The sequence below is a fragment of the Brachybacterium sp. genome, from assembly GCF_036379615.1.
Taxonomy (GTDB): Bacteria; Actinomycetota; Actinomycetes; order Actinomycetales; family Dermabacteraceae; genus Brachybacterium.
Genome location: NZ_DASVGJ010000006.1, coordinates 64,388 through 80,169, shown reverse-complemented (window position 1 = coordinate 80,169; position 15,782 = coordinate 64,388). Strand labels below are relative to the sequence as shown.

Genomic DNA, 15,782 nt, shown 5'->3' with positions numbered 1-15,782 from the left:
AGGCCCCGGCCCGGCCCTGTGCGATCGATCAGGCGTTCAGCGGATCTCCGCCGGGCTGCTCGTCGCCCTTGGCGGTGCCCACGGCCAGCTCGATGCGCTCACCGATGGTGGTGTCGACGTTCTTCCAGTACTGCAGCGCCTTGGACAGCACCGGCTCCTCGACGGTGCTCAGCCCGCCGGAGACGGTCTCGACCAGCTGGTCGCGCTGCGCGTCGTCGAAGACCTCGCGCACCAGGATGCCGGGCTGGACGAAGTCGCCGTCCTCCGCGTGCAGGGTGTACGCGGCGCGCACCATCTCGCCGTCGGCCTCCCACCCGTTGTCCACCGGGCCCTGCGCATCCTGGTAGGCGCGGTCGTACGAGTTCGGTGCGTAGACCGGCGCGTCGCCGCTGTGCAGGAACTGCATGTGCCCCTCCTTGTCGTAGGAGTTGGTGGGCACGATCGGCGCGTTGACCGGCAGCTGGTTGAAGTTGGTGCCGATGCGGTGGCGCTGCGCGTCCGGGTAGGAGAAGACGCGGCCCAGCAGCATCTTGTCCGGGGAGACGCCCGTGCCGGGCACGGTGTTCGAGGGGCTGAACGCGGCCTGCTCGATCTGCGCGAAGTGGTTCTTCGGGTTCTTGTTCAGCGTGAAGCGGCCCACCTTGATCAGCGGGTAGTCCTTGTGGGACACCGTCTTGGTGAGGTCGAAGATGTTGAAGCGGTAGGTCTTCGCCTCCTCGTACGGGATCACCTGGACGGACATGGTCCAGCTCGGGTTCTCCCCGCGAGCGATCGCGTCGAAGAGGTCGCGGCGGTGGTAGTCGGCGTCCGAGCCGGCCAGCTTCTCGGCCTCCTCGTTGCTGAGGAACTCCATGCCCTGGTCGGTGTGGAAGTGGTACTTGATCCAGAACTTCTCACCGGACTCGTTGACCCACATGTAGGTGTGCGAGCCGTAGCCGTTCATGTGGCGCCAGGACTTGGGCAGGCCTCGCTCGCCCATGAGGTAGGTGACCTGGTGGGCGGACTCGGGCGAGTTGCTCCAGAAGTCCCACTGCATGGTGTTGTCCCGCAGGCCGGAGTCCGGGGTGCGCTTCTGGGAGTGGATGAAGTCGGGGAACTTCATCGGGTCGCGCAGGAAGAAGATCGGGGTGTTGTTGCCGACGATGTCGTAGTTGCCCTGCTGGGTGTAGAACTTCAGGGCGAAGCCGCGCACGTCGCGCCAGGTGTCGGGCGAGCCGAGCTCACCGGCGACGGTGGAGAAGCGAGCCAGCATCGGGGTCTTGCGACCCTTCTGGAACAGGTCGGCCTTGGTGTACTGCGAGACGTCCTCGGTCACCTCGAGCTCGCCGAAGGCGCCGGAGCCCTTGGCGTGCGGGCTGCGCTCCGGGACGCGCTCACGGTCGAAGCGGGCGAGCTTCTCGACCAGAGCGACGTCGTGGAGCATCAGCGGGCCGTCGGCGCCGATGCTCAGCGAATGCGCATCGGACTCGCGCGGCGCACCGGACTCGGTGGTGCTCGGGATCGTGGGATCGAAGGTCATGTCCATCTCCTCGGGTGGTGGGTTTCTGACAAGTTGTAAGGAAACGTTCTGATGGTGGTGGGCGGTCTGGACCCTGCACCGGTGGAGGCCGGGTCAGGGGGTCTGGGGAGTGCCGGTCGAGGCGGGGCCGACGGGCGGGGCGGGAGCGCCGGGCACTATGTGAGCACCGGGGGCGGCCGCGATGCGTGCTGGCCCTGCGGCGTCCGCCGCCTCTGCAGCACGGCACGGGGAGCAGACCCCGCGGTAGACGACATCGGCGATCTCGATCTCGAAGCCGTGATCCTCGTGCGGGACCAGGCAGGGAGCCTCGCCGGTGGCGCAGGGGACATCCTCCAGGCGACCGCAACGGCGGCACACCAGGTGGTGGTGGTTGTCGTGGCGGTGCAGCTCGTACTGCATGCTGCGACCGCCCACGGACACCCGGCGCAGCAGCTCCGCGTCGGAGAGGGCGTTTAGGACGTCATAGACCGCCTGGCGGGACACGGTCCCCAGGCTCTCACGGACGGCCCGCGCGATCGTCTCCGCATCGGCATGCGGATGGGCCTGGACCGCAGCCAGCGTCGCGAGCCGCGGGGCGGTCACGCGCAGGCCCGCGCCCCGGAGGGCAGCGGTGTGAGCGGTCGTCGACATGGCCCCACCCTAGTCGCCTTACTGGACAAACTCAAGAAAGCAGGGCCGTCCAGACCCCACATCCGGCACCCGCCCCTGCTCTCACAGACCTCGCCGCGCGGCCCGCGGATCCCGGGTGGCGAACCTCCCGCGGCTCACGTCCCGCGCAGGACATCGGCCGCGCGGTGTCCTTCGTGCTGACCAGCCCGCAGCACGTCATCATCGACGAACTGGTGATCAGCCCGGCGCGGCGCGGACTGCCCGACCGCCACATTCACCTACCCCGACAACTACGAGATGCGCCCGATGCACGGACGCGTCCACTGGGCGCGACCGAAGTCCAGCGCCGGCCACCGCGTCATCCCCCTCGTCCCCTGGATGGTCGACGCACTCCGGACGTGGCGCGATATCGCACCCGCCTCCGAGCTGGACCTCGTCCGGCCGCGATTCGATGGACTCTCCCGTGACGAGGACGACGACCTGCAGGACCGGAAGGACATCCAGGAAGCCGCCGAGGTCGCCCACGGGAGCGGACGCCGCTACGTCCTCCATGAGGCCCGCCACACCACTGCGACGCTCCTTCACGAGGCCCGCGTCGACTCCGAGGTGATCCGCATGATCGTCGGCGACTCCTCCGTGGCCTCCACCCGCGGCTACCTCCACCTCTCCGACAAGCGCGCCCGCGAAGCGCTGGAACAGATCGCAGGACAGCTACAACTCGGAGCCTGACATCACAAAGCCCCCGGTGCCGAGAAGGCGCCGGGGGCTTTCGTCATTCAGTAGGAGTCACTCCAAGTTCTCCAAAGCGTAATCCGCCTCTTCCTGGGTGAACTGACCACCGTACTCCGAGACCAACTGGTCACGGATGGCATCATCTGACATCGACAGGGTGTCTCGGTAGGACTTAGCGGCCTCGAGAGCCTCCTCGTTCCAGTCGGCGTCAACGTTGTCCACCGCGTACTGTGCGGCGTCGTCCGGGAACTGGCCTCCATACTCCGAGGTGAGCTGTTCGAACAGACCCTTCTTCGAGAAGGGCATGATGTCCACGTAGTCCTGCGCCTGAGTGAGCGCGACTTCTCCCTGCTCGGGAACGTCGGACGCCTCTTCCCTCGCTTCCTCCGTCGCCTCCGCCTCCTCCTCAGTGGCCTTCTCCTCAGTGGCCTCCTCCTCAGTGGCCTCCTCCTCAGTGGCGGTCTCTTCGGTGGCGGGACCCTCTTCGGTGCGTTCGGTCACCTCTTCGGAAGACGGTGAGGGAGCGTTGACCGGCTCACCACCGCCGCCAGCTCCTGCGACGCCAGCCACGACAACGATGATCACGATGATGATCACGATCAGTGCACAACCTCCGCAGCCGAGCGCGATCCACTTGCCCGGCCCCTTCTTCTTGGGAGGGGCGGGCATTGGGGCACCGACGTAATCGGGATGCTGCCCGTAGTTCGGTGAGGCAGGCATTCCCTGGGGGTCGGGCGGGGGAGACTGGGACATGGGGGTTCCTTGGGTTCGTGTGAAGGGGGTAGTCGCAGGTTAGGTTCAAGTCGGAAACAAACGTGGTCGCGTGTCCGAACTGTGACCAGCGGTGTGTCTCAGCCCTGCAGGTCCGCGATCAGTTCAGCGATGATGGCGACCTCTGCGGGGCGGAGGGTGTCGATGCGTGCGCGGGCGAGCTCGGGCCGCAGCCAGAGCTCATCAGCGATCTCCTCGAGCTCGCTCGACCACGCCATGGCGTCCACCAGGTCGTGGAACGCGATGAGCCTCCGGGCGACCTCCTGGTCGATGTTCCGCTCGAGATCGGGCCGACACTTCCCCATGTCGGCCCGGTCGATGTGTGTTTTCTCGTGCCCGAGCGTGCATCGCCGCCCAGCTTGCTTCTGTCGGTAATGGAGAACGGTGGTGCGGTCACGGGAGACGCCTCGCCGCGGCGGTGGCAGCGAGGCGAACTCCACGACCACATCGTGCGGGAGTGTGCGCCAGGGGTGATACATAGCGCGCACCTACGAAACGGGTGCGACAGTCAGCGGTAATCGTCCGGGTCCTGCGCCCCCTCGCCGCGTTCCGCCGCTTTCGCGTCCTCGATGTCGAGTTCATGAACACCTGTGTCGGCCGCGACGTCGTCCTCCTCGCACCACGGCCGGGCCCGCAGCTCGTGGATTGTTGCGCCATCAGACTGAGGTCCACTCGGCACGCGAGCGCCGCGGTCGCTGCTCGGCCCGTCGTCTCGACGCTCTTCTTCATCGCTCTTCATCTCCTTCACGAGCGAGCGCAGTAAGCGCCTGTCTCGGTCGGTGAGGGCCTCTTCGGTGGCGATTGCCACGTCGAGACCCGCACTGCTGCCGGTATCGATGCGGACACCCATGCTCGCCAGCGCGGCCTCTACCTCGACCCGTCACGTACGGGGACGGTGATGCTGTACCGCTCGAATCCGGTCTTGGATGTGCTGGTGCTGTTCCCGGTCATGATCGGTGCCGTCGTTGCCTACTTCGCCGCGGTGCCGGCGCTGCTGAGCCTCGTCGTCCCCGCAGGGTGGGTGCCTCTCTCGCTCGCGGCGGTGACGATTCTGATCATGGTCGGGTTGCTGTTCCTGCTGCCGCGTGGCGGCGGGTCCATGGTCCCTCGGGGCCCGGAGACACCGGACGGCCCGCGCTGGGAGATCGCCGGTCTCGCGCAGTTCTCCGGCACGCGCCTGACGGGGATTCAGCTCGCGCTCCGCGCCCTCGACACCGTGCCGCCGGCGGGTGCCGTGGTGGTCGCGACCGCGAACTCTGCAAACCTGTACCGGCAGTACCAGGCGTTCGGGTTCACGGGCGGGCAGAAGCACCGCGTCCACAAGATCATCGCCTGACAGCGCAGCGCCTCCATCCTGGCCTCACGGCTGGGATGGGGGCGCTTTCTCTGTATTCAGCTCTTCGGAGGATGCTCGGCGATGCAGAAGAGGTTGCCCTCTGGGTCGGACAGGGTCGTCCATTGGACGTGCGGGTGCTCGTCCAATACGTGCCACTCGACAGTAGCTCCAAGAGTTTCGGCCCGGTCCACTTCGCTGGCGCGGGTGCCCCACGGAACCGTGAGGTCGAGATGTGCAACCTGCCTGTCCGGACGCGGACCCTGCAGCGGCTGGATGAACAGCCCGAATCCCTGCTCGCCAGCCGGGCCGATGTACACGCTCTCGCCTCCTGGATTCACTGAACCTCCGGTGAGGCCAGACCAGAATCGGCTGAGCTTGCCAGGGTCGGCAGCCTCGAAGTTGAAGGCACCTAGCGTCATGGTTGATGAGGATGTCATGCCACGAACTCTACGGTTATGGGAGGACAGAAACTGTCCGCGAAAGTCATGGGGGCTGTGTTCGAACGACGCGTCCCCACTCTTCTTCGGGAGGTAGGGGCGCTTCTTCAGGCCCGGGAATCATCGAAGCGGAACTCCGCGCCCAAGGTCACCGTGTGGGGCTCTCCATCGATCGTCAGATCCAGAACCATCCCGTGCCAGGACCCACCGCTTGGAGAACGCACGCTGTCGGTTCTCTCTCTACTGCGTCATATAGGTGTGATGTCCAGGGAGGTTGTCGCGCCGCGAGGCGGTGAGTCGAGATGACAAGGGAAGACCCCCGGTAGTGGAGTGGAGCTGTCTAGTTCACCGCTCCACCGGGCGGGGGTCTTCATGTCCCACGCCAACGCTGTCCTGACCCTCGCACACGCCTGAGGCTGGCTCGGTTGGTCGTCGAGGACGGGTGGACCTACGCGATCACGTCGAAGTTGTTGGTCGCGCCCCGTACGGCGAAGAAATGGGCCGACCGCTACCGGGCCGAAGGCCAGGCCGGGATGACCGACCGCAGCTCGCGTCCGCGGACCAGTCCGGCCAAGACTGCACCAGGGATGGTCAGGAGGATCGTTGCCCTACGCTGGCGACACCGACTGGGCCCGGTCCAGATCGCCGGCCGGCTCGGAGTGCCAGCCTCGACCGTGCATGCAGTGCTGGTGCGGTGCCGGATCAACCGGTTGCCCCACATCGACCGAGTTACCGGCGAACCGCTGCGCCGCTACGAACACGATCATCCGGGCTCGCTGATCCACGTCAATGTCGCCAAGTTCGGCAACATCCTCGATGGCGGCGGCTGGCGCTACGTCGGCACGGCACAGGGCGACAGGAACAAGGCGGCAACCTCGTCGAGAACCGGCAGAACCGAGAAGGGAAACCCCCCGGATCGGAACCGCGATCGTTCATACCGTGATCGATGACCACTCCCGGGTGGCCTATGCGGAGATCTGCAGCGACGAGAAAGCAGCGACCGCGGTCGGAGTTCTCAAACGAGCCAGGGCCTGGTTCGCCGCTCGGGGGGGGTCGTAGTGCAACGGGGGCTTTCGGATAACGGGGCCTGCTACCGCTCTCATGCCTGGCGGGACGCCTGCGCCGAGCTGGGCATCAAACACAAACACACCCGCCCCTACCGGCCCCAGACCAACGGGAAGATCGAACGATTCCACCGCACCCTCGGAGACGGCTGGGCTTACGCGCGGTTCTATGACTCAACGGCAGAGCGAAACGCCGCCCTGCCGGACTGGTTGCACTTCTACAATCGCCATCGCGCCCACTCCGCCATCGGGGGCCACCCACCAGTCACGCGACTGACCAACCTCCCTGGAGATCACATCAGGCGTCCGTCACCGCGACCACGCCCGTGTCGCGAACGGTGACCTGCTGACCAATGCGATTGCGGAGTTGCTCGAGATTCATACGCACGAGGATGTGCGCTCATCGGCGGCCTGTTCGAAGCTCCGCCTCCGTACTTCTGCGCCACAGGCAACATACTCCCGTCCTGTATCGTGAGAGGCGGGCTTCTCGTTGCTCAGAGGTCCGTGCGCGTGGATGACGAGCTGTAGCAGCCGATCTCCTGCAGCGCCTCGTTCGCTTCGACGACAGTATGGGAGCTCGGGTCCAGCTCGTTGCGTAGCTCGAACAGCTCCTCGCAAGACGCGCCACCCTCGAGAGAGCTCTCGAACTCCTCGAGTCCCGAAGTCGAAGTCGAAGATGCGCAGGCGCTGAGCGCGAGCAGGGCAATGACAGCGACGGCGGCGAGGTTTGTTCGAGTCTTCATGGCCTGACCATAGCTGCGCGCCCGGCGTGCTCATTCGGCACCTCGATGCGCCCCTTACACCCCAGCGTTCGCACCTGATCGCAGGCCCGGCACCGCCACGACGGGTGCCCACCACTCGACGCGCTCGAGCAGCCGCAGAACTCCCAGCCACGCCTCGCCGCGGACTCACCGCAGGGGCAGGGTCCGGGGTCGGGGTAGCCCCAGCCGTGGGGAGTCTTGATCAGGTCCATGGGGCGAGTGTGCGGCACGGGTGGGACGTCCGATGGCATCCCGGAACGGACATCCTCCCGGAAGGGCAACCTGATGGGCATCTCTGGCATGAAGCAGGCCCGGCCCCCTTCGCGGGAAACCGGGCCTGGCCCGCGGAGCCGCCTAGGAGAATCGAACTCCTGACCTATTCATTACGAGTGAATCGCTCTACCGACTGAGCTAAGGCGGCGCGCCCGTCGCAGGGCGACGGACCGGTTCACTGTACGTGAGGTGACACGGCCGGTGCAAAGCAGACCGGGGCGATCCCCGTCACGCTGCGTCCAGGCGACCGGCAGGCCGGCCCGCCGCCCGGATCAGCAGGTCAGCCCGTCCTCCGGCACGGTGCCCTCGAGCAGGTACGCATCGACCTGCTCCTCGATGCAGCCACCGGAGCGGCCGTAGGCGGTGTGGCCGTTGCCCTCGTAGGTCAGCAGCACCGCGTCATCGAGCTGGGCGGCGAGGTTCTGCGCCCACTGATACGGCGTGGCCGGGTCGCCGGTGGTGCCGATCACCACGATCGGTCCCGCCCCCTCGGCGGCGATCGGAGCGGGCTCCCGCAGCGGCGGCACCGGCCAGTGCGCACACCCGTCACCACCCAGCATCGGACCGAAGGTGGGGTACTCCTCCGCCAGCCGCTCCGCCTCCTGCTCCACCCATGCCTCGTCAGCCACGCCCGGATGGTCCAGGCAGTTCACCGCCGAGATCGCAAAGGTCGAATTGGTGCGGTAGGTGCCGTCCGAGTCGCGCTCGGCCGAGAGGTCCGCGATGTTCAGCAGCTGGGAGCCGTCTCCGTTCATCGCAGCGGTCAGGGACTGCCGGCCGAACTCCCACAGCCCGTCCTCGTACAGCAGCGTCAGCACCGCGGAGCGGGCGAGCGAGCCGGTGAGCGGACGCTCGGGGTCCCCGGAGTCCAACGGCGAGGAGTCGACGGAGGTGAAGAAGGCGATCAGCTGCTGCTTCGCCTCCTCCTCGGTGCCCTTGAACGGGCAGTCGCCGCGGTCGAGGCAGTCAGCGAGGAAGGCCTCCGTCGCGCGCTCGAAGCCCTCGGCCTGACCGGCGGAGAGCTCGTTCGCGGTGATCGTGGGATCCAGTGCGCCGTCGAGCACGAACCGTCCCACGCGGTCCGGGTGGAGGTCGGCGTAGCTGGAGCCGAGGTAGGTGCCGTAGGAGTAGCCGAGGTAGTCCAGCTGCTCAGAGCCCAGCGCCGCGCGCAGCACGTCCATGTCGCGGGCCGCGGAGTAGGTGTCGAGATAGGGCAGCACCTCGCCGGAGTTCGCCTCGCAGGCCTCGGCGACCCGGGCACCCCACTCCTCGGAGAGCTGATCCGACTCGGTCGAACCGGGCTCGGCGGTGACCGAGAGGTACTCGTCGGTCTGCTCGTCGTCGAGGCACTCGACCCCGGCGGAGCGGTTCACGCCGCGCGGATCGAAGCCGACGAGGTCGTAGGCGGCGTGCACCTCGGCGGAGACCATGAAGGGCAGGCTCTCGAGGAAGTTCACGCCCGAGCCACCGGGGCCGCCGGGATTGGTGACCAGGGAGCCGGTCCGCTCCCCGGTGGCAGGCAGCTGCGCCACCGCGATGTCGATGTCCCCGGCCTCCGGGTCGTTCCACACCAGCGGCACCGTGAGCGTGCCGCACTCGAGGTCCTCGCCCTCGACGCCCTCACAGGGCCCCCACTCGATGTTCTGCGCGTAGTAGTCCGCATAGGCGGGATCCTCGGCGGGATCGGTCTCGAGATCCTGGGCGGCGGAGGTGCCGAGCTCCACGAGGGCGGGGCCGTCCCCCTCGGGGGCATCGGGGGCCGAGCTGGTGCTGGCCTCGCCGTCGGCCGGTCCATCGGCGCCGGGGAGGAGGCCCTCGCCGGTGCATCCGGCCAGCAGCAGGAGCGCGGCAGCGGCTCCGGCGGCGAGGCGGGTCAGCGGGCTGCGGGCGCGGGAGGCATCGGCCATGCGGTGTTCCTTGTCCGGACGATCGGGCCGTGACCGGGGAGGCAGGGCACGGACCCGGCCATCCTAGGCCCAGGATCCGTGCCCGGCGGACTCCCCCGACAGGGCACGGCTGCCCTCGAGGAGCGAGGGGTCAGTTCACCTCGCGGAGGTTCCAGCGGCGCGTCCCGAGGGCGAGCGGCACCACCACGAGCAGCAGCAGGGGGATCAGCTCGAAGGCCGTGGCCTCCCCGTCGGCGGCGAGGACAGCGGCGGTCTGCAGGTCCACGGCCCGGACGATGTCCGCGGCGAGGTCCGAGCCGAAGGCCATCGTGAGTCCTGCGGCGGTGGTCACCACGAAGGGCACACCGATGGCGATGACCAGGCCGATCACGGTCGACTGGAGCAGGACCGCCACTGCGAGGGAGAACAGGAACACGGCGATCAGCATGGCCAGATGCGTGGTCAGCAGGCCCTCGAAGCTCGAGAAGACGGTGCCCTCACCGATCAGCTCTCCGCCGATCCAGGTGGCGCCCGCGGCGAGGCCGATCGACACTCCCACCAGGGCCACGAACATCACCAGTGCGGCGATCGCCTTGGAGCCGAGGACGGCGAGCCGGCCGGGGCGCTGCAGGAAGGTGTTCTGGACGGAGCTGTCCGACCACTCCCCCGCGATGATCATGACGGTCACCACCGGGATGATGAGGGACAGCGGGAGGGTGAGGACGAAGAACGTCAGCTCCACGTCGGAGACGGCGGGCTCCATCAGGGCGGGCTGGATCAGCCCTCCCAGCAGGGCGAACGCCACGAGGATGGGCAGGGTCAGCAGCAGCAGGATCTTAGCGCCGCGGGTGTCGAGATAGGCGCGGAGATCGATGTCGGGTCGCATGGGGAGGCTCCTGGGAGTCGTGGGGGTGGTCAGCGGGCTGAGGTGGTCAGCGGACCGGGGCGGGCTCGGCGGCGGGGCCGGCCGCCTCGGGAGCGGCCGACGCGGGCGCGGCGGCACCCGGTGCGTCCGACGGGTCCTCGCTCTGCCCGGTGAGGGCGAAGAAGACGTCCTCGAGGCCACCGCCGGTGGTGGCACCGAGGCTGGTGATCACCAGCTGCTCCCGCAGCGCCAGGCGGCCCATGTCCTCGGGGGCGAGGCTCACCTCGAGCTCGGTCCCGGCACGCTGCTCGTGGGCGATGCCGTGCTTGTCCAGGGCGGTGAGCAGCGCCGCAGGATCCAGCGCAGTGACGCGCGTGCCCCCTCCGCTGGTCAGCTCCTCGAGGGTGCCCTCGCGGACCAGACGGCCCTGCGAGATCACGACCAGGCGGTCCACGGTCGCCTCCACCTCACGCAGCTGATGGCTGGAGAGCAGCACGGTGCCCCCCGAATCGGCGAAGGAGCGCAGCAGGCGCCGCATCCAGCGGATCCCCTCCGGGTCCAGTCCGTTCGCAGGCTCGTCGAGCACCAGCACGGCGGGGTCCCCGATCAGGGCCACGCCGATGCCGAGGCGCTGGCGCATGCCGTAGGAGTAGCCGCCGACGCGCTTGGCGCCGGCACCCTGCAGGCCCACGATCTCGAGCACCTCATCCGCCCGGGCGGGCGGCATGCCGACGGTTCGGGCGGTCAGGCGGAGGGTCTCCAGGCCGGTGCGCCCGTTGTGCAGGGCCCGGGCGTCGAGCATCACGCCGATCGTGCGCGCGGGGTGCTCGAGGCTGCGGAAGGTCTGCCCGCCCACGAGGGCCTCGCCCGCATCGGCCCGGGCGAGACCGGTGAGGATGCGCAGGGTGGTGGACTTGCCGGCGCCGTTGGGGCCGAGGAAGCCGGTGACGGTCCCGGGCATGGCGACGAAGCTGAGGTCATCGACGGCGGCCCGGGTGCCGTAGACCTTGCGGAGGGAGCGCACCTCGAGGCTGGCGCCGGGGGCTGCGGAAGCGGTGGTGGAAGTCATGGAAGAAGACTGCTGCGTCGGCCCGGGAGCGCACCAGAGACCGGGGGCGCACTGCCGGACGACGAAGGTCGCCCTGCGGTGGCGCCGCGCGAGGCGCACCCCCGACCTCCGTCGCTCCCGGACTCGACCTGGGGCGAGCACCGTGCCGCGGAGCGGCAGGACCCCTGGTGACGGAGGTGTTCGCGATTAGAGTGACGGAGTGGACGAATTCGGAGCGCCGAAGCGGCACCTCTGGCAGGAGGTGCTGCTGCTCGTGGCGATCACGGCAGAGGTGGTGCTCCAGGTGGTGCTCGCCGCCTCGACCATCGACCTGTGGCGGGCCGCTCCGATGGCGCTGCTCGGGGCGGCCCTGCTGCTGCGCCACCGGCACTGGCGATGGCTGCTCCCGGTGCTGCTGGCGGTCAATGCCCTGTCGATGTCCCTCACCGTGCTGATCATCGCCACCTACAGCTACGCCACGCGCAGCCATCATCGTCTGCTCACCCTGCTGGTCGGGCTGCTCGCGGTGGCCACCGGGGCGGTGCCGCCGCTGCTCTTCGTCGGGGCGGGGCCGTCCTTCGGGGTGATGGGGCTGGTGCTGGTGACCCTCGTCGTGGCCGCCTCGATCGCGACCGGCATGTACACCTCGGCCCGGCGGGCGCTGCTCGCACAGCTGCAGCAGCGCGCCGAGCAGGCGGAGTCCGGGCGGGCCGTCGCCGAGGAGCAGGCCCGACGCGCGGAGCGCACCCGCATCGCCCGCGAGATGCACGACATCGTCGCCCACAAGATCTCCCTGGTCGCCATGCACGCGGGCGCCCTCGAGGTGAACCCGAACCTCGACCGCGTACAGGTCCAGCAGTCCGCGGGCCTGATCCGGCAGACCGCCGCGACCGCGCTCTCCGAGCTCCGGGAGGTGCTGGGCGTGCTGCGCGGCGACGGCGAGGAGGCCCCGCTCGCGCCGCAGCCGACCTGGGAGGACGTGCGCCGACTGGTGGGCACCTCCCGCGATGCGGGCATCGCGGTGGACCTCTTCGACTTCATCGACGACGAGGTGCCGGATCAGCTCGCCCGGACCGCGTACCGCGTGGTGCAGGAGGGACTGACCAACATCCACAAGCACGCCCTGCACACCAAGGCGCGGGTGGCGCTGATCGGCGAGCCAGGGACGGAGCTCGTGATCGAGGTCAGTAATGTGCTCCCCAAGGGTTTCATGACCGATCTGCCCGGGGCCCGGATGGGGCTCTCGGGGATCGAGACGCGCGTGACGCATGCGGGCGGGACCATCACGTCGGGACCCACCGACGACGGACGATTCGAAGTGAGGGCGGTGATCCCGTGGCCGACGGCGACGTGACGCGCGTAGGACTGATCGACGACGACTCCCTGGTGCGTGCCGGGCTGGCGATGATCCTGGGTGCCGATCCCGGCATCGAGGTGGTCGCCCAGGGTGACGACGGCGCGGAGGCGGTGACGCTCGTGCAGAAGCACCGACCCGACGTGCTGCTGATGGACGTCCGGATGCCGAAGCTCGACGGCATCGCGGCGACCCGCGCGGTCAGTGCGCTGCCGAGCCCGCCCAAGATCATCATGCTCACCACCTTCGACATGGACGAGTACGTGTTCCAGGCTCTCGAGGCCGGGGCCGACGGCTTCCTGCTCAAGGACACCCCGCCCCAGGACCTGGCGCGCGCGGTCCATGTGGTCGCCGGCGGTGACGCGATGCTCTCCCCCACGATCACCCGACGGATGCTCTCGCACTTCTCGGAGGCGAATCCGGGCGCACGCCCGGAGCAGCATCCCGGGCTCGACCTGCTCACCGACCGGGAGACGGAAGTGCTCGGAGCCGTGGGCGCCGGGCTCTCCAACGCCCAGATCGGGATGCGGCTGTTCATGAGCGAGGCGACTGTGAAGGCGCACGTCTCGAAGATCTTCGTGAAGCTCGACGCCACCAACCGCGTGCAGATCGCGATCATCGCCCACGAGGCCGGGCTCACCGGTCTCGACTCCGACGCCGTCTGAGACGGAGCGGGGCGGCCCGCCGCTCGGAGCGGGTCGGCGCAGCCTGAAGCGGCTCGGCGGAGAGCGGCTCAGCCCCAGCCCAGCTCGTGGAGGCGGGCGTCGCTGATGCCGAAGAGATGGCCGAGCTCATGCAGCACGGTCACCGCGATCTCCCGCACCAGGTGCTCGCGGGAGGCGGCGTGGCGCTGCAGCGGGCCGCGGAAGATGAAGATCCGGTCCGGCTGGGCGTAGCCCTGGAAGATGCTGCGCTGGTCCAGCGGGATCCCCTCGTACAGGCCCAGCAGCTCACGACCCTCCGCCTGCTCGGGTGAGGGCTCCTCCTCGATGAGGATCGCGACGTTCGCCTCGGCGATGGTGCGGGCGACCTCCTCGGGCAGCGAGTCCAGGGCGTCGTCGACCGCCTCCTCGAACTCCTCGCGACTGATCCGGATCATGGAGACATCGAACCATGCGGGATCCGCTCGTGTCGGATAGGCCGCATCGAGGCGCAACCCGGAGGCGCTGATCCCGCGAGATGGGTATGCTCTTCGTCGGGCAGTTCTCTGCCCAGGGCCCCCATCGTCTAGAGGCCCAGGACACCGGCCTTTCACGCCGGCGACACGGGTTCGAATCCCGTTGGGGGTACTGTATCCGTGCTGGTCATAGCCACGGAACACCGAATGTCACACCTGCGGGCAACACTCTCGGCAACCGAGAGGACCCCATGGCATCCATCCAGCACCGCCAACGCGCCAACGGCACCGTCGCCCACCGCGTCATGTTCCGCGAGAACCCCGGAGGCACCGTCGTCTCCGAGACCTTCGACACCCCAGAGCAGGCCGACTACTTCAAGGCCCTCGTCGAACGGCTCGGCGGAGCAGCCGCCAGAGCGAAGCGCGGCCGCGCCGAAGCACGCGCCGTCCCCACCCTCGCGAAGGCGCTCGAGGACTACATCGCCCAGGCGCCCGACGTCACCCCCGGCACCGCCGCCGAGTACGAGAGAGTCCTTGCCCGCTCCGGGATCGACACGGGCCTGCCCGTGCATCTTCTGGACCGGGCCGACATCGAGTCGTGGGTCGCGACCCGCGCCCGCACCCCCTCGAAGAAGACGAAGCGCCCGCCGGCCCCGAAGACGATCCGGAACGAGCACGGCCTCATCTCCACGATCCTCACCCATGCCGAGGCCCGCGGATGGGTGCGCACTAACGTCGCGAAGGGCGTCCGGCTCCCGGCGAAGACCCACGCCGAGCTCGAGCTGCTCACCGATCAGGAGTTCCTCGCCCTGCACGCCGCGATCAGCGACCGCTACAAGGCACTGGTGTGGCTGCTGGGAGCGACAGGGCTCCGCTGGGGTGAGGCGACAGCACTCACGTGGCGGGACGTCGGGAAGGACTGGATCGCGGTGCGGCAGGCGTGGAAGCACGACGAGCGCCACGGGAGGATCCTCGGCGCACCGAAGACCCGCCGGGCGTCGCGCCGCATCGTCACGACCCCTGCCGTGATCGCGATGCTCGGGGACCGGTCCGGGGCGGACGAGTTCGTGTTCACGAACACGCGCGGCGACTCGGTGAAGCACTCCACGTTCTGGGAGTCGCACTGGAAGCCGGCGTGCGCCGCGGTCGGCTTGTCGCCGGTGCCGAAGATCCACTCGCTCCGGCACTGGGCCGCGTCCTACATGCTCGGCCAGGGAGCGGACCTGTTCGAGGTGTCGCGTGCCCTCGGCCATGCGGATATCTCCACGACGAGCAACGTGTACGGCCACCTTGTGCCGTCTCGGACCCGGCCGACGGAGACGCATGCGGCGAGGCTCGAGGAGCTGCAACGCACCCTGACGGCATGAACAACGCCCCCACCTTCGGGTGGGGGCGTTCTTGTCGTCTCAGACGCCGTGGCGTGCGAACGCTTCCCGGGCCGTGCGCAAGTTCGTCTGCTCCACCGCGTCACCGATCAGGAACCAATCGATCACCCACCACAACCCCGCGCCGCCGCAGGTGAACAGCTTCAGCAGACCGAGGATGGGCTGGCCCGCGTAGAACCGGTCCACGCCCAGATAGCCGATGAAGACTCCGAGGAGGATCGCGGTAGTGGACGACTTGCTGAGTGCCGAAGCCTCAGCCTGCGCGGCGGCGATCCGTGCAGCCTCGGACGGGTAGTTCATGGGGACTCCTGTAGGGCGTGGATGACGTCGAGGGTGACGCCGAGGTGTTGGGCGATCGCGCCCGGGGATGGGTCCATGATCTCAGCCTCCGCGTACTCGTGGGACTGGATCAGGAAGTGCGCCGCCCACCGCCATGCCCGACGATTCGCGGGCGGGGTGCAGTGGGGGTCGCCGTAGTAGTGGTGCCCGAGCTCGTGGGCGAGGGTGGAGAGGGTGCGTCGCTCGGACATGCCGTGCCGGATCAAGATGATGCCGTTCGGGTAGCAGCGTCCCCTCTCAGGGAGGTCACGTGCCCACACGATCCGGGCACCCATGTCCTCGGCGT

Annotated in this window: 18 protein-coding genes, 2 tRNA genes and 1 pseudogene; 7 read left to right on the top strand and 14 right to left on the bottom strand. The window is 68.6% G+C overall.

Annotation, left to right across the window (positions count from 1 at the left end):
- Positions 1-28: 28 nt before the first annotated feature.
- Both VF289_RS01455 and VF289_RS01450 read right to left on the bottom strand, forming a co-directional pair.
- Positions 29-1,519 carry a catalase gene (locus tag VF289_RS01455; RefSeq protein WP_330880363.1) on the bottom strand — a complete coding sequence of 497 codons (1,491 nt, stop codon included), beginning with the start codon at positions 1,517-1,519 and terminating at the stop codon, positions 29-31.
- A gap of 93 nt (positions 1,520-1,612) precedes the next feature.
- Positions 1,613-2,149 (bottom strand): Fur family transcriptional regulator, encoded by a 537-nt coding sequence (locus tag VF289_RS01450; RefSeq protein ID WP_330880361.1) that lies wholly within the window; start codon positions 2,147-2,149, stop codon positions 1,613-1,615.
- A gap of 285 nt (positions 2,150-2,434) precedes the next feature.
- On the opposite strand from VF289_RS01450, the gene VF289_RS01445 reads away from it, so the two are divergent.
- Positions 2,435-2,857: a tyrosine-type recombinase/integrase gene (locus VF289_RS01445; protein WP_330880359.1), complete on the top strand. Its 423-nt coding sequence runs from the start codon at positions 2,435-2,437 to the stop codon at positions 2,855-2,857.
- A 57-nt stretch (positions 2,858-2,914) separates the two neighbouring features.
- Here VF289_RS01445 and VF289_RS01440 read toward each other — a convergent pair whose 3' ends face one another.
- The 3 genes from VF289_RS01440 to VF289_RS01430 all read right to left on the bottom strand — a co-directional run bounded on the left by VF289_RS01440 (position 2,915) and on the right by VF289_RS01430 (position 4,481).
- Positions 2,915-3,613 (bottom strand): Ltp family lipoprotein, encoded by a 699-nt coding sequence (locus tag VF289_RS01440; RefSeq protein ID WP_330880357.1) that lies wholly within the window; start codon positions 3,611-3,613, stop codon positions 2,915-2,917.
- Positions 3,614-3,711: 98 nt separating this feature from the next.
- Positions 3,712-3,936, bottom strand: a complete 225-nt coding sequence (locus VF289_RS01435; RefSeq protein WP_330880355.1) for a hypothetical protein — start codon at positions 3,934-3,936, stop codon at positions 3,712-3,714.
- Between the two features lie 203 nt (positions 3,937-4,139).
- Positions 4,140-4,481, bottom strand: a complete 342-nt coding sequence (locus VF289_RS01430; protein ID WP_330880354.1) for a hypothetical protein — start codon at positions 4,479-4,481, stop codon at positions 4,140-4,142.
- A 48-nt stretch (positions 4,482-4,529) separates the two neighbouring features.
- Between VF289_RS01430 and VF289_RS01425 the strand changes: the two genes are divergently transcribed.
- Positions 4,530-4,967, top strand: a complete 438-nt coding sequence (locus VF289_RS01425) for a hypothetical protein (RefSeq protein ID WP_330880352.1) — start codon at positions 4,530-4,532, stop codon at positions 4,965-4,967.
- A gap of 56 nt (positions 4,968-5,023) precedes the next feature.
- On the opposite strand, the gene VF289_RS01420 is transcribed toward VF289_RS01425, so the two are convergent.
- A complete protein-coding gene (locus VF289_RS01420; RefSeq protein ID WP_330880350.1) occupies positions 5,024-5,404 on the bottom strand; it encodes a VOC family protein in 381 nt (126 codons plus the stop codon).
- Positions 5,405-5,776: 372 nt separating this feature from the next.
- Here VF289_RS01420 and VF289_RS01415 point away from each other — a divergent pair.
- Positions 5,777-6,810 (top strand): annotated as a pseudogene (locus VF289_RS01415) (IS481 family transposase).
- A 152-nt stretch (positions 6,811-6,962) separates the two neighbouring features.
- On the opposite strand, the gene VF289_RS01410 reads toward VF289_RS01415, so the two are convergent.
- The 5 genes from VF289_RS01410 to VF289_RS01390 all read right to left on the bottom strand — a co-directional run bounded on the left by VF289_RS01410 (position 6,963) and on the right by VF289_RS01390 (position 11,322).
- Entirely contained in the window at positions 6,963-7,211 is a 249-nt protein-coding gene (locus tag VF289_RS01410) for a hypothetical protein (protein WP_330880348.1), read from the bottom strand.
- A gap of 366 nt (positions 7,212-7,577) precedes the next feature.
- Positions 7,578-7,650, bottom strand: a tRNA-Thr gene (locus tag VF289_RS01405).
- A 124-nt stretch (positions 7,651-7,774) separates the two neighbouring features.
- Positions 7,775-9,409, bottom strand: a complete 1,635-nt coding sequence (locus VF289_RS01400; RefSeq protein WP_330880346.1) for an alpha/beta hydrolase — start codon at positions 9,407-9,409, stop codon at positions 7,775-7,777.
- 130 nt (positions 9,410-9,539) lie between these two features.
- Positions 9,540-10,274 (bottom strand): ABC transporter permease, encoded by a 735-nt coding sequence (locus VF289_RS01395; RefSeq protein WP_330880344.1) that lies wholly within the window; start codon positions 10,272-10,274, stop codon positions 9,540-9,542.
- A gap of 46 nt (positions 10,275-10,320) precedes the next feature.
- A complete protein-coding gene (locus VF289_RS01390) occupies positions 10,321-11,322 on the bottom strand; it encodes an ABC transporter ATP-binding protein (RefSeq protein WP_330880342.1) in 1,002 nt (333 codons plus the stop codon).
- Positions 11,323-11,521: 199 nt separating this feature from the next.
- Between VF289_RS01390 and VF289_RS01385 the strand changes: the two genes are divergently transcribed.
- Positions 11,522-12,655, top strand: a complete 1,134-nt coding sequence (locus tag VF289_RS01385) for a sensor histidine kinase (protein WP_330880340.1) — start codon at positions 11,522-11,524, stop codon at positions 12,653-12,655.
- Entirely contained in the window at positions 12,637-13,320 is a 684-nt protein-coding gene (locus tag VF289_RS01380) for a response regulator transcription factor (protein ID WP_330880337.1), read from the top strand. Before VF289_RS01385 ends, VF289_RS01380 begins: the two co-directional genes overlap by 19 nt.
- A 68-nt stretch (positions 13,321-13,388) precedes the next feature.
- On the opposite strand, the gene VF289_RS01375 is transcribed toward VF289_RS01380, so the two are convergent.
- The gene (locus VF289_RS01375) at positions 13,389-13,754 is read right to left on the bottom strand and encodes a metallopeptidase family protein (RefSeq protein WP_330880335.1); all 366 of its coding nucleotides are present in this window, start codon (positions 13,752-13,754) and stop codon (positions 13,389-13,391) included.
- Between the two features lie 117 nt (positions 13,755-13,871).
- On the opposite strand from VF289_RS01375, the gene VF289_RS01370 reads away from it, so the two are divergent.
- Together VF289_RS01370 and VF289_RS01365 are read left to right on the top strand one after the other, a co-directional pair.
- Positions 13,872-13,944, top strand: a tRNA-Glu gene (locus VF289_RS01370).
- Positions 13,945-14,023: 79 nt separating this feature from the next.
- A complete protein-coding gene (locus VF289_RS01365) occupies positions 14,024-15,139 on the top strand; it encodes a site-specific integrase (RefSeq protein ID WP_330880332.1) in 1,116 nt (371 codons plus the stop codon).
- A gap of 39 nt (positions 15,140-15,178) precedes the next feature.
- Here VF289_RS01365 and VF289_RS01360 read toward each other — a convergent pair whose 3' ends face one another.
- The gene (locus VF289_RS01360) at positions 15,179-15,457 is read right to left on the bottom strand and encodes a TM2 domain-containing protein (protein WP_330880330.1); all 279 of its coding nucleotides are present in this window, start codon (positions 15,455-15,457) and stop codon (positions 15,179-15,181) included.
- Positions 15,454-15,771, bottom strand: a complete 318-nt coding sequence (locus VF289_RS01355; protein WP_330880328.1) for an ImmA/IrrE family metallo-endopeptidase — start codon at positions 15,769-15,771, stop codon at positions 15,454-15,456. The genes VF289_RS01360 and VF289_RS01355 overlap by 4 nt, the downstream gene beginning before the upstream one ends.
- Positions 15,772-15,782 lie beyond the last annotated feature (11 nt).

Excerpts from the sequence above, each read along its gene's own strand:
- VF289_RS01455 (WP_330880363.1), bottom strand. The coding sequence starts at position 1,519 with ATGACCTTCGATCCCACGATCCCGAGCACCACCGAGTCCGGTGCGCCG.
- VF289_RS01450 (WP_330880361.1), bottom strand. The coding sequence starts at position 2,149 with ATGTCGACGACCGCTCACACCGCTGCCCTCCGGGGCGCGGGCCTGCGC.
- VF289_RS01445 (WP_330880359.1), top strand. The coding sequence starts at position 2,435 with ATGCACGGACGCGTCCACTGGGCGCGACCGAAGTCCAGCGCCGGCCAC.
- VF289_RS01440 (WP_330880357.1), bottom strand. The coding sequence starts at position 3,613 with ATGTCCCAGTCTCCCCCGCCCGACCCCCAGGGAATGCCTGCCTCACCG.
- VF289_RS01435 (WP_330880355.1), bottom strand. The coding sequence starts at position 3,936 with ATGGGGAAGTGTCGGCCCGATCTCGAGCGGAACATCGACCAGGAGGTC.
- VF289_RS01430 (WP_330880354.1), bottom strand. The coding sequence starts at position 4,481 with ATGGGTGTCCGCATCGATACCGGCAGCAGTGCGGGTCTCGACGTGGCA.
- VF289_RS01425 (WP_330880352.1), top strand. The coding sequence starts at position 4,530 with ATGCTGTACCGCTCGAATCCGGTCTTGGATGTGCTGGTGCTGTTCCCG.
- VF289_RS01420 (WP_330880350.1), bottom strand. The coding sequence starts at position 5,404 with ATGACATCCTCATCAACCATGACGCTAGGTGCCTTCAACTTCGAGGCT.
- VF289_RS01410 (WP_330880348.1), bottom strand. The coding sequence starts at position 7,211 with ATGAAGACTCGAACAAACCTCGCCGCCGTCGCTGTCATTGCCCTGCTC.
- VF289_RS01400 (WP_330880346.1), bottom strand. The coding sequence starts at position 9,409 with ATGGCCGATGCCTCCCGCGCCCGCAGCCCGCTGACCCGCCTCGCCGCC.
- VF289_RS01395 (WP_330880344.1), bottom strand. The coding sequence starts at position 10,274 with ATGCGACCCGACATCGATCTCCGCGCCTATCTCGACACCCGCGGCGCT.
- VF289_RS01390 (WP_330880342.1), bottom strand. The coding sequence starts at position 11,322 with ATGACTTCCACCACCGCTTCCGCAGCCCCCGGCGCCAGCCTCGAGGTG.
- VF289_RS01375 (WP_330880335.1), bottom strand. The coding sequence starts at position 13,754 with ATGATCCGGATCAGTCGCGAGGAGTTCGAGGAGGCGGTCGACGACGCC.
- VF289_RS01365 (WP_330880332.1), top strand. The coding sequence starts at position 14,024 with ATGGCATCCATCCAGCACCGCCAACGCGCCAACGGCACCGTCGCCCAC.
- VF289_RS01360 (WP_330880330.1), bottom strand. The coding sequence starts at position 15,457 with ATGAACTACCCGTCCGAGGCTGCACGGATCGCCGCCGCGCAGGCTGAG.
- VF289_RS01355 (WP_330880328.1), bottom strand. The coding sequence starts at position 15,771 with ATGGGTGCCCGGATCGTGTGGGCACGTGACCTCCCTGAGAGGGGACGC.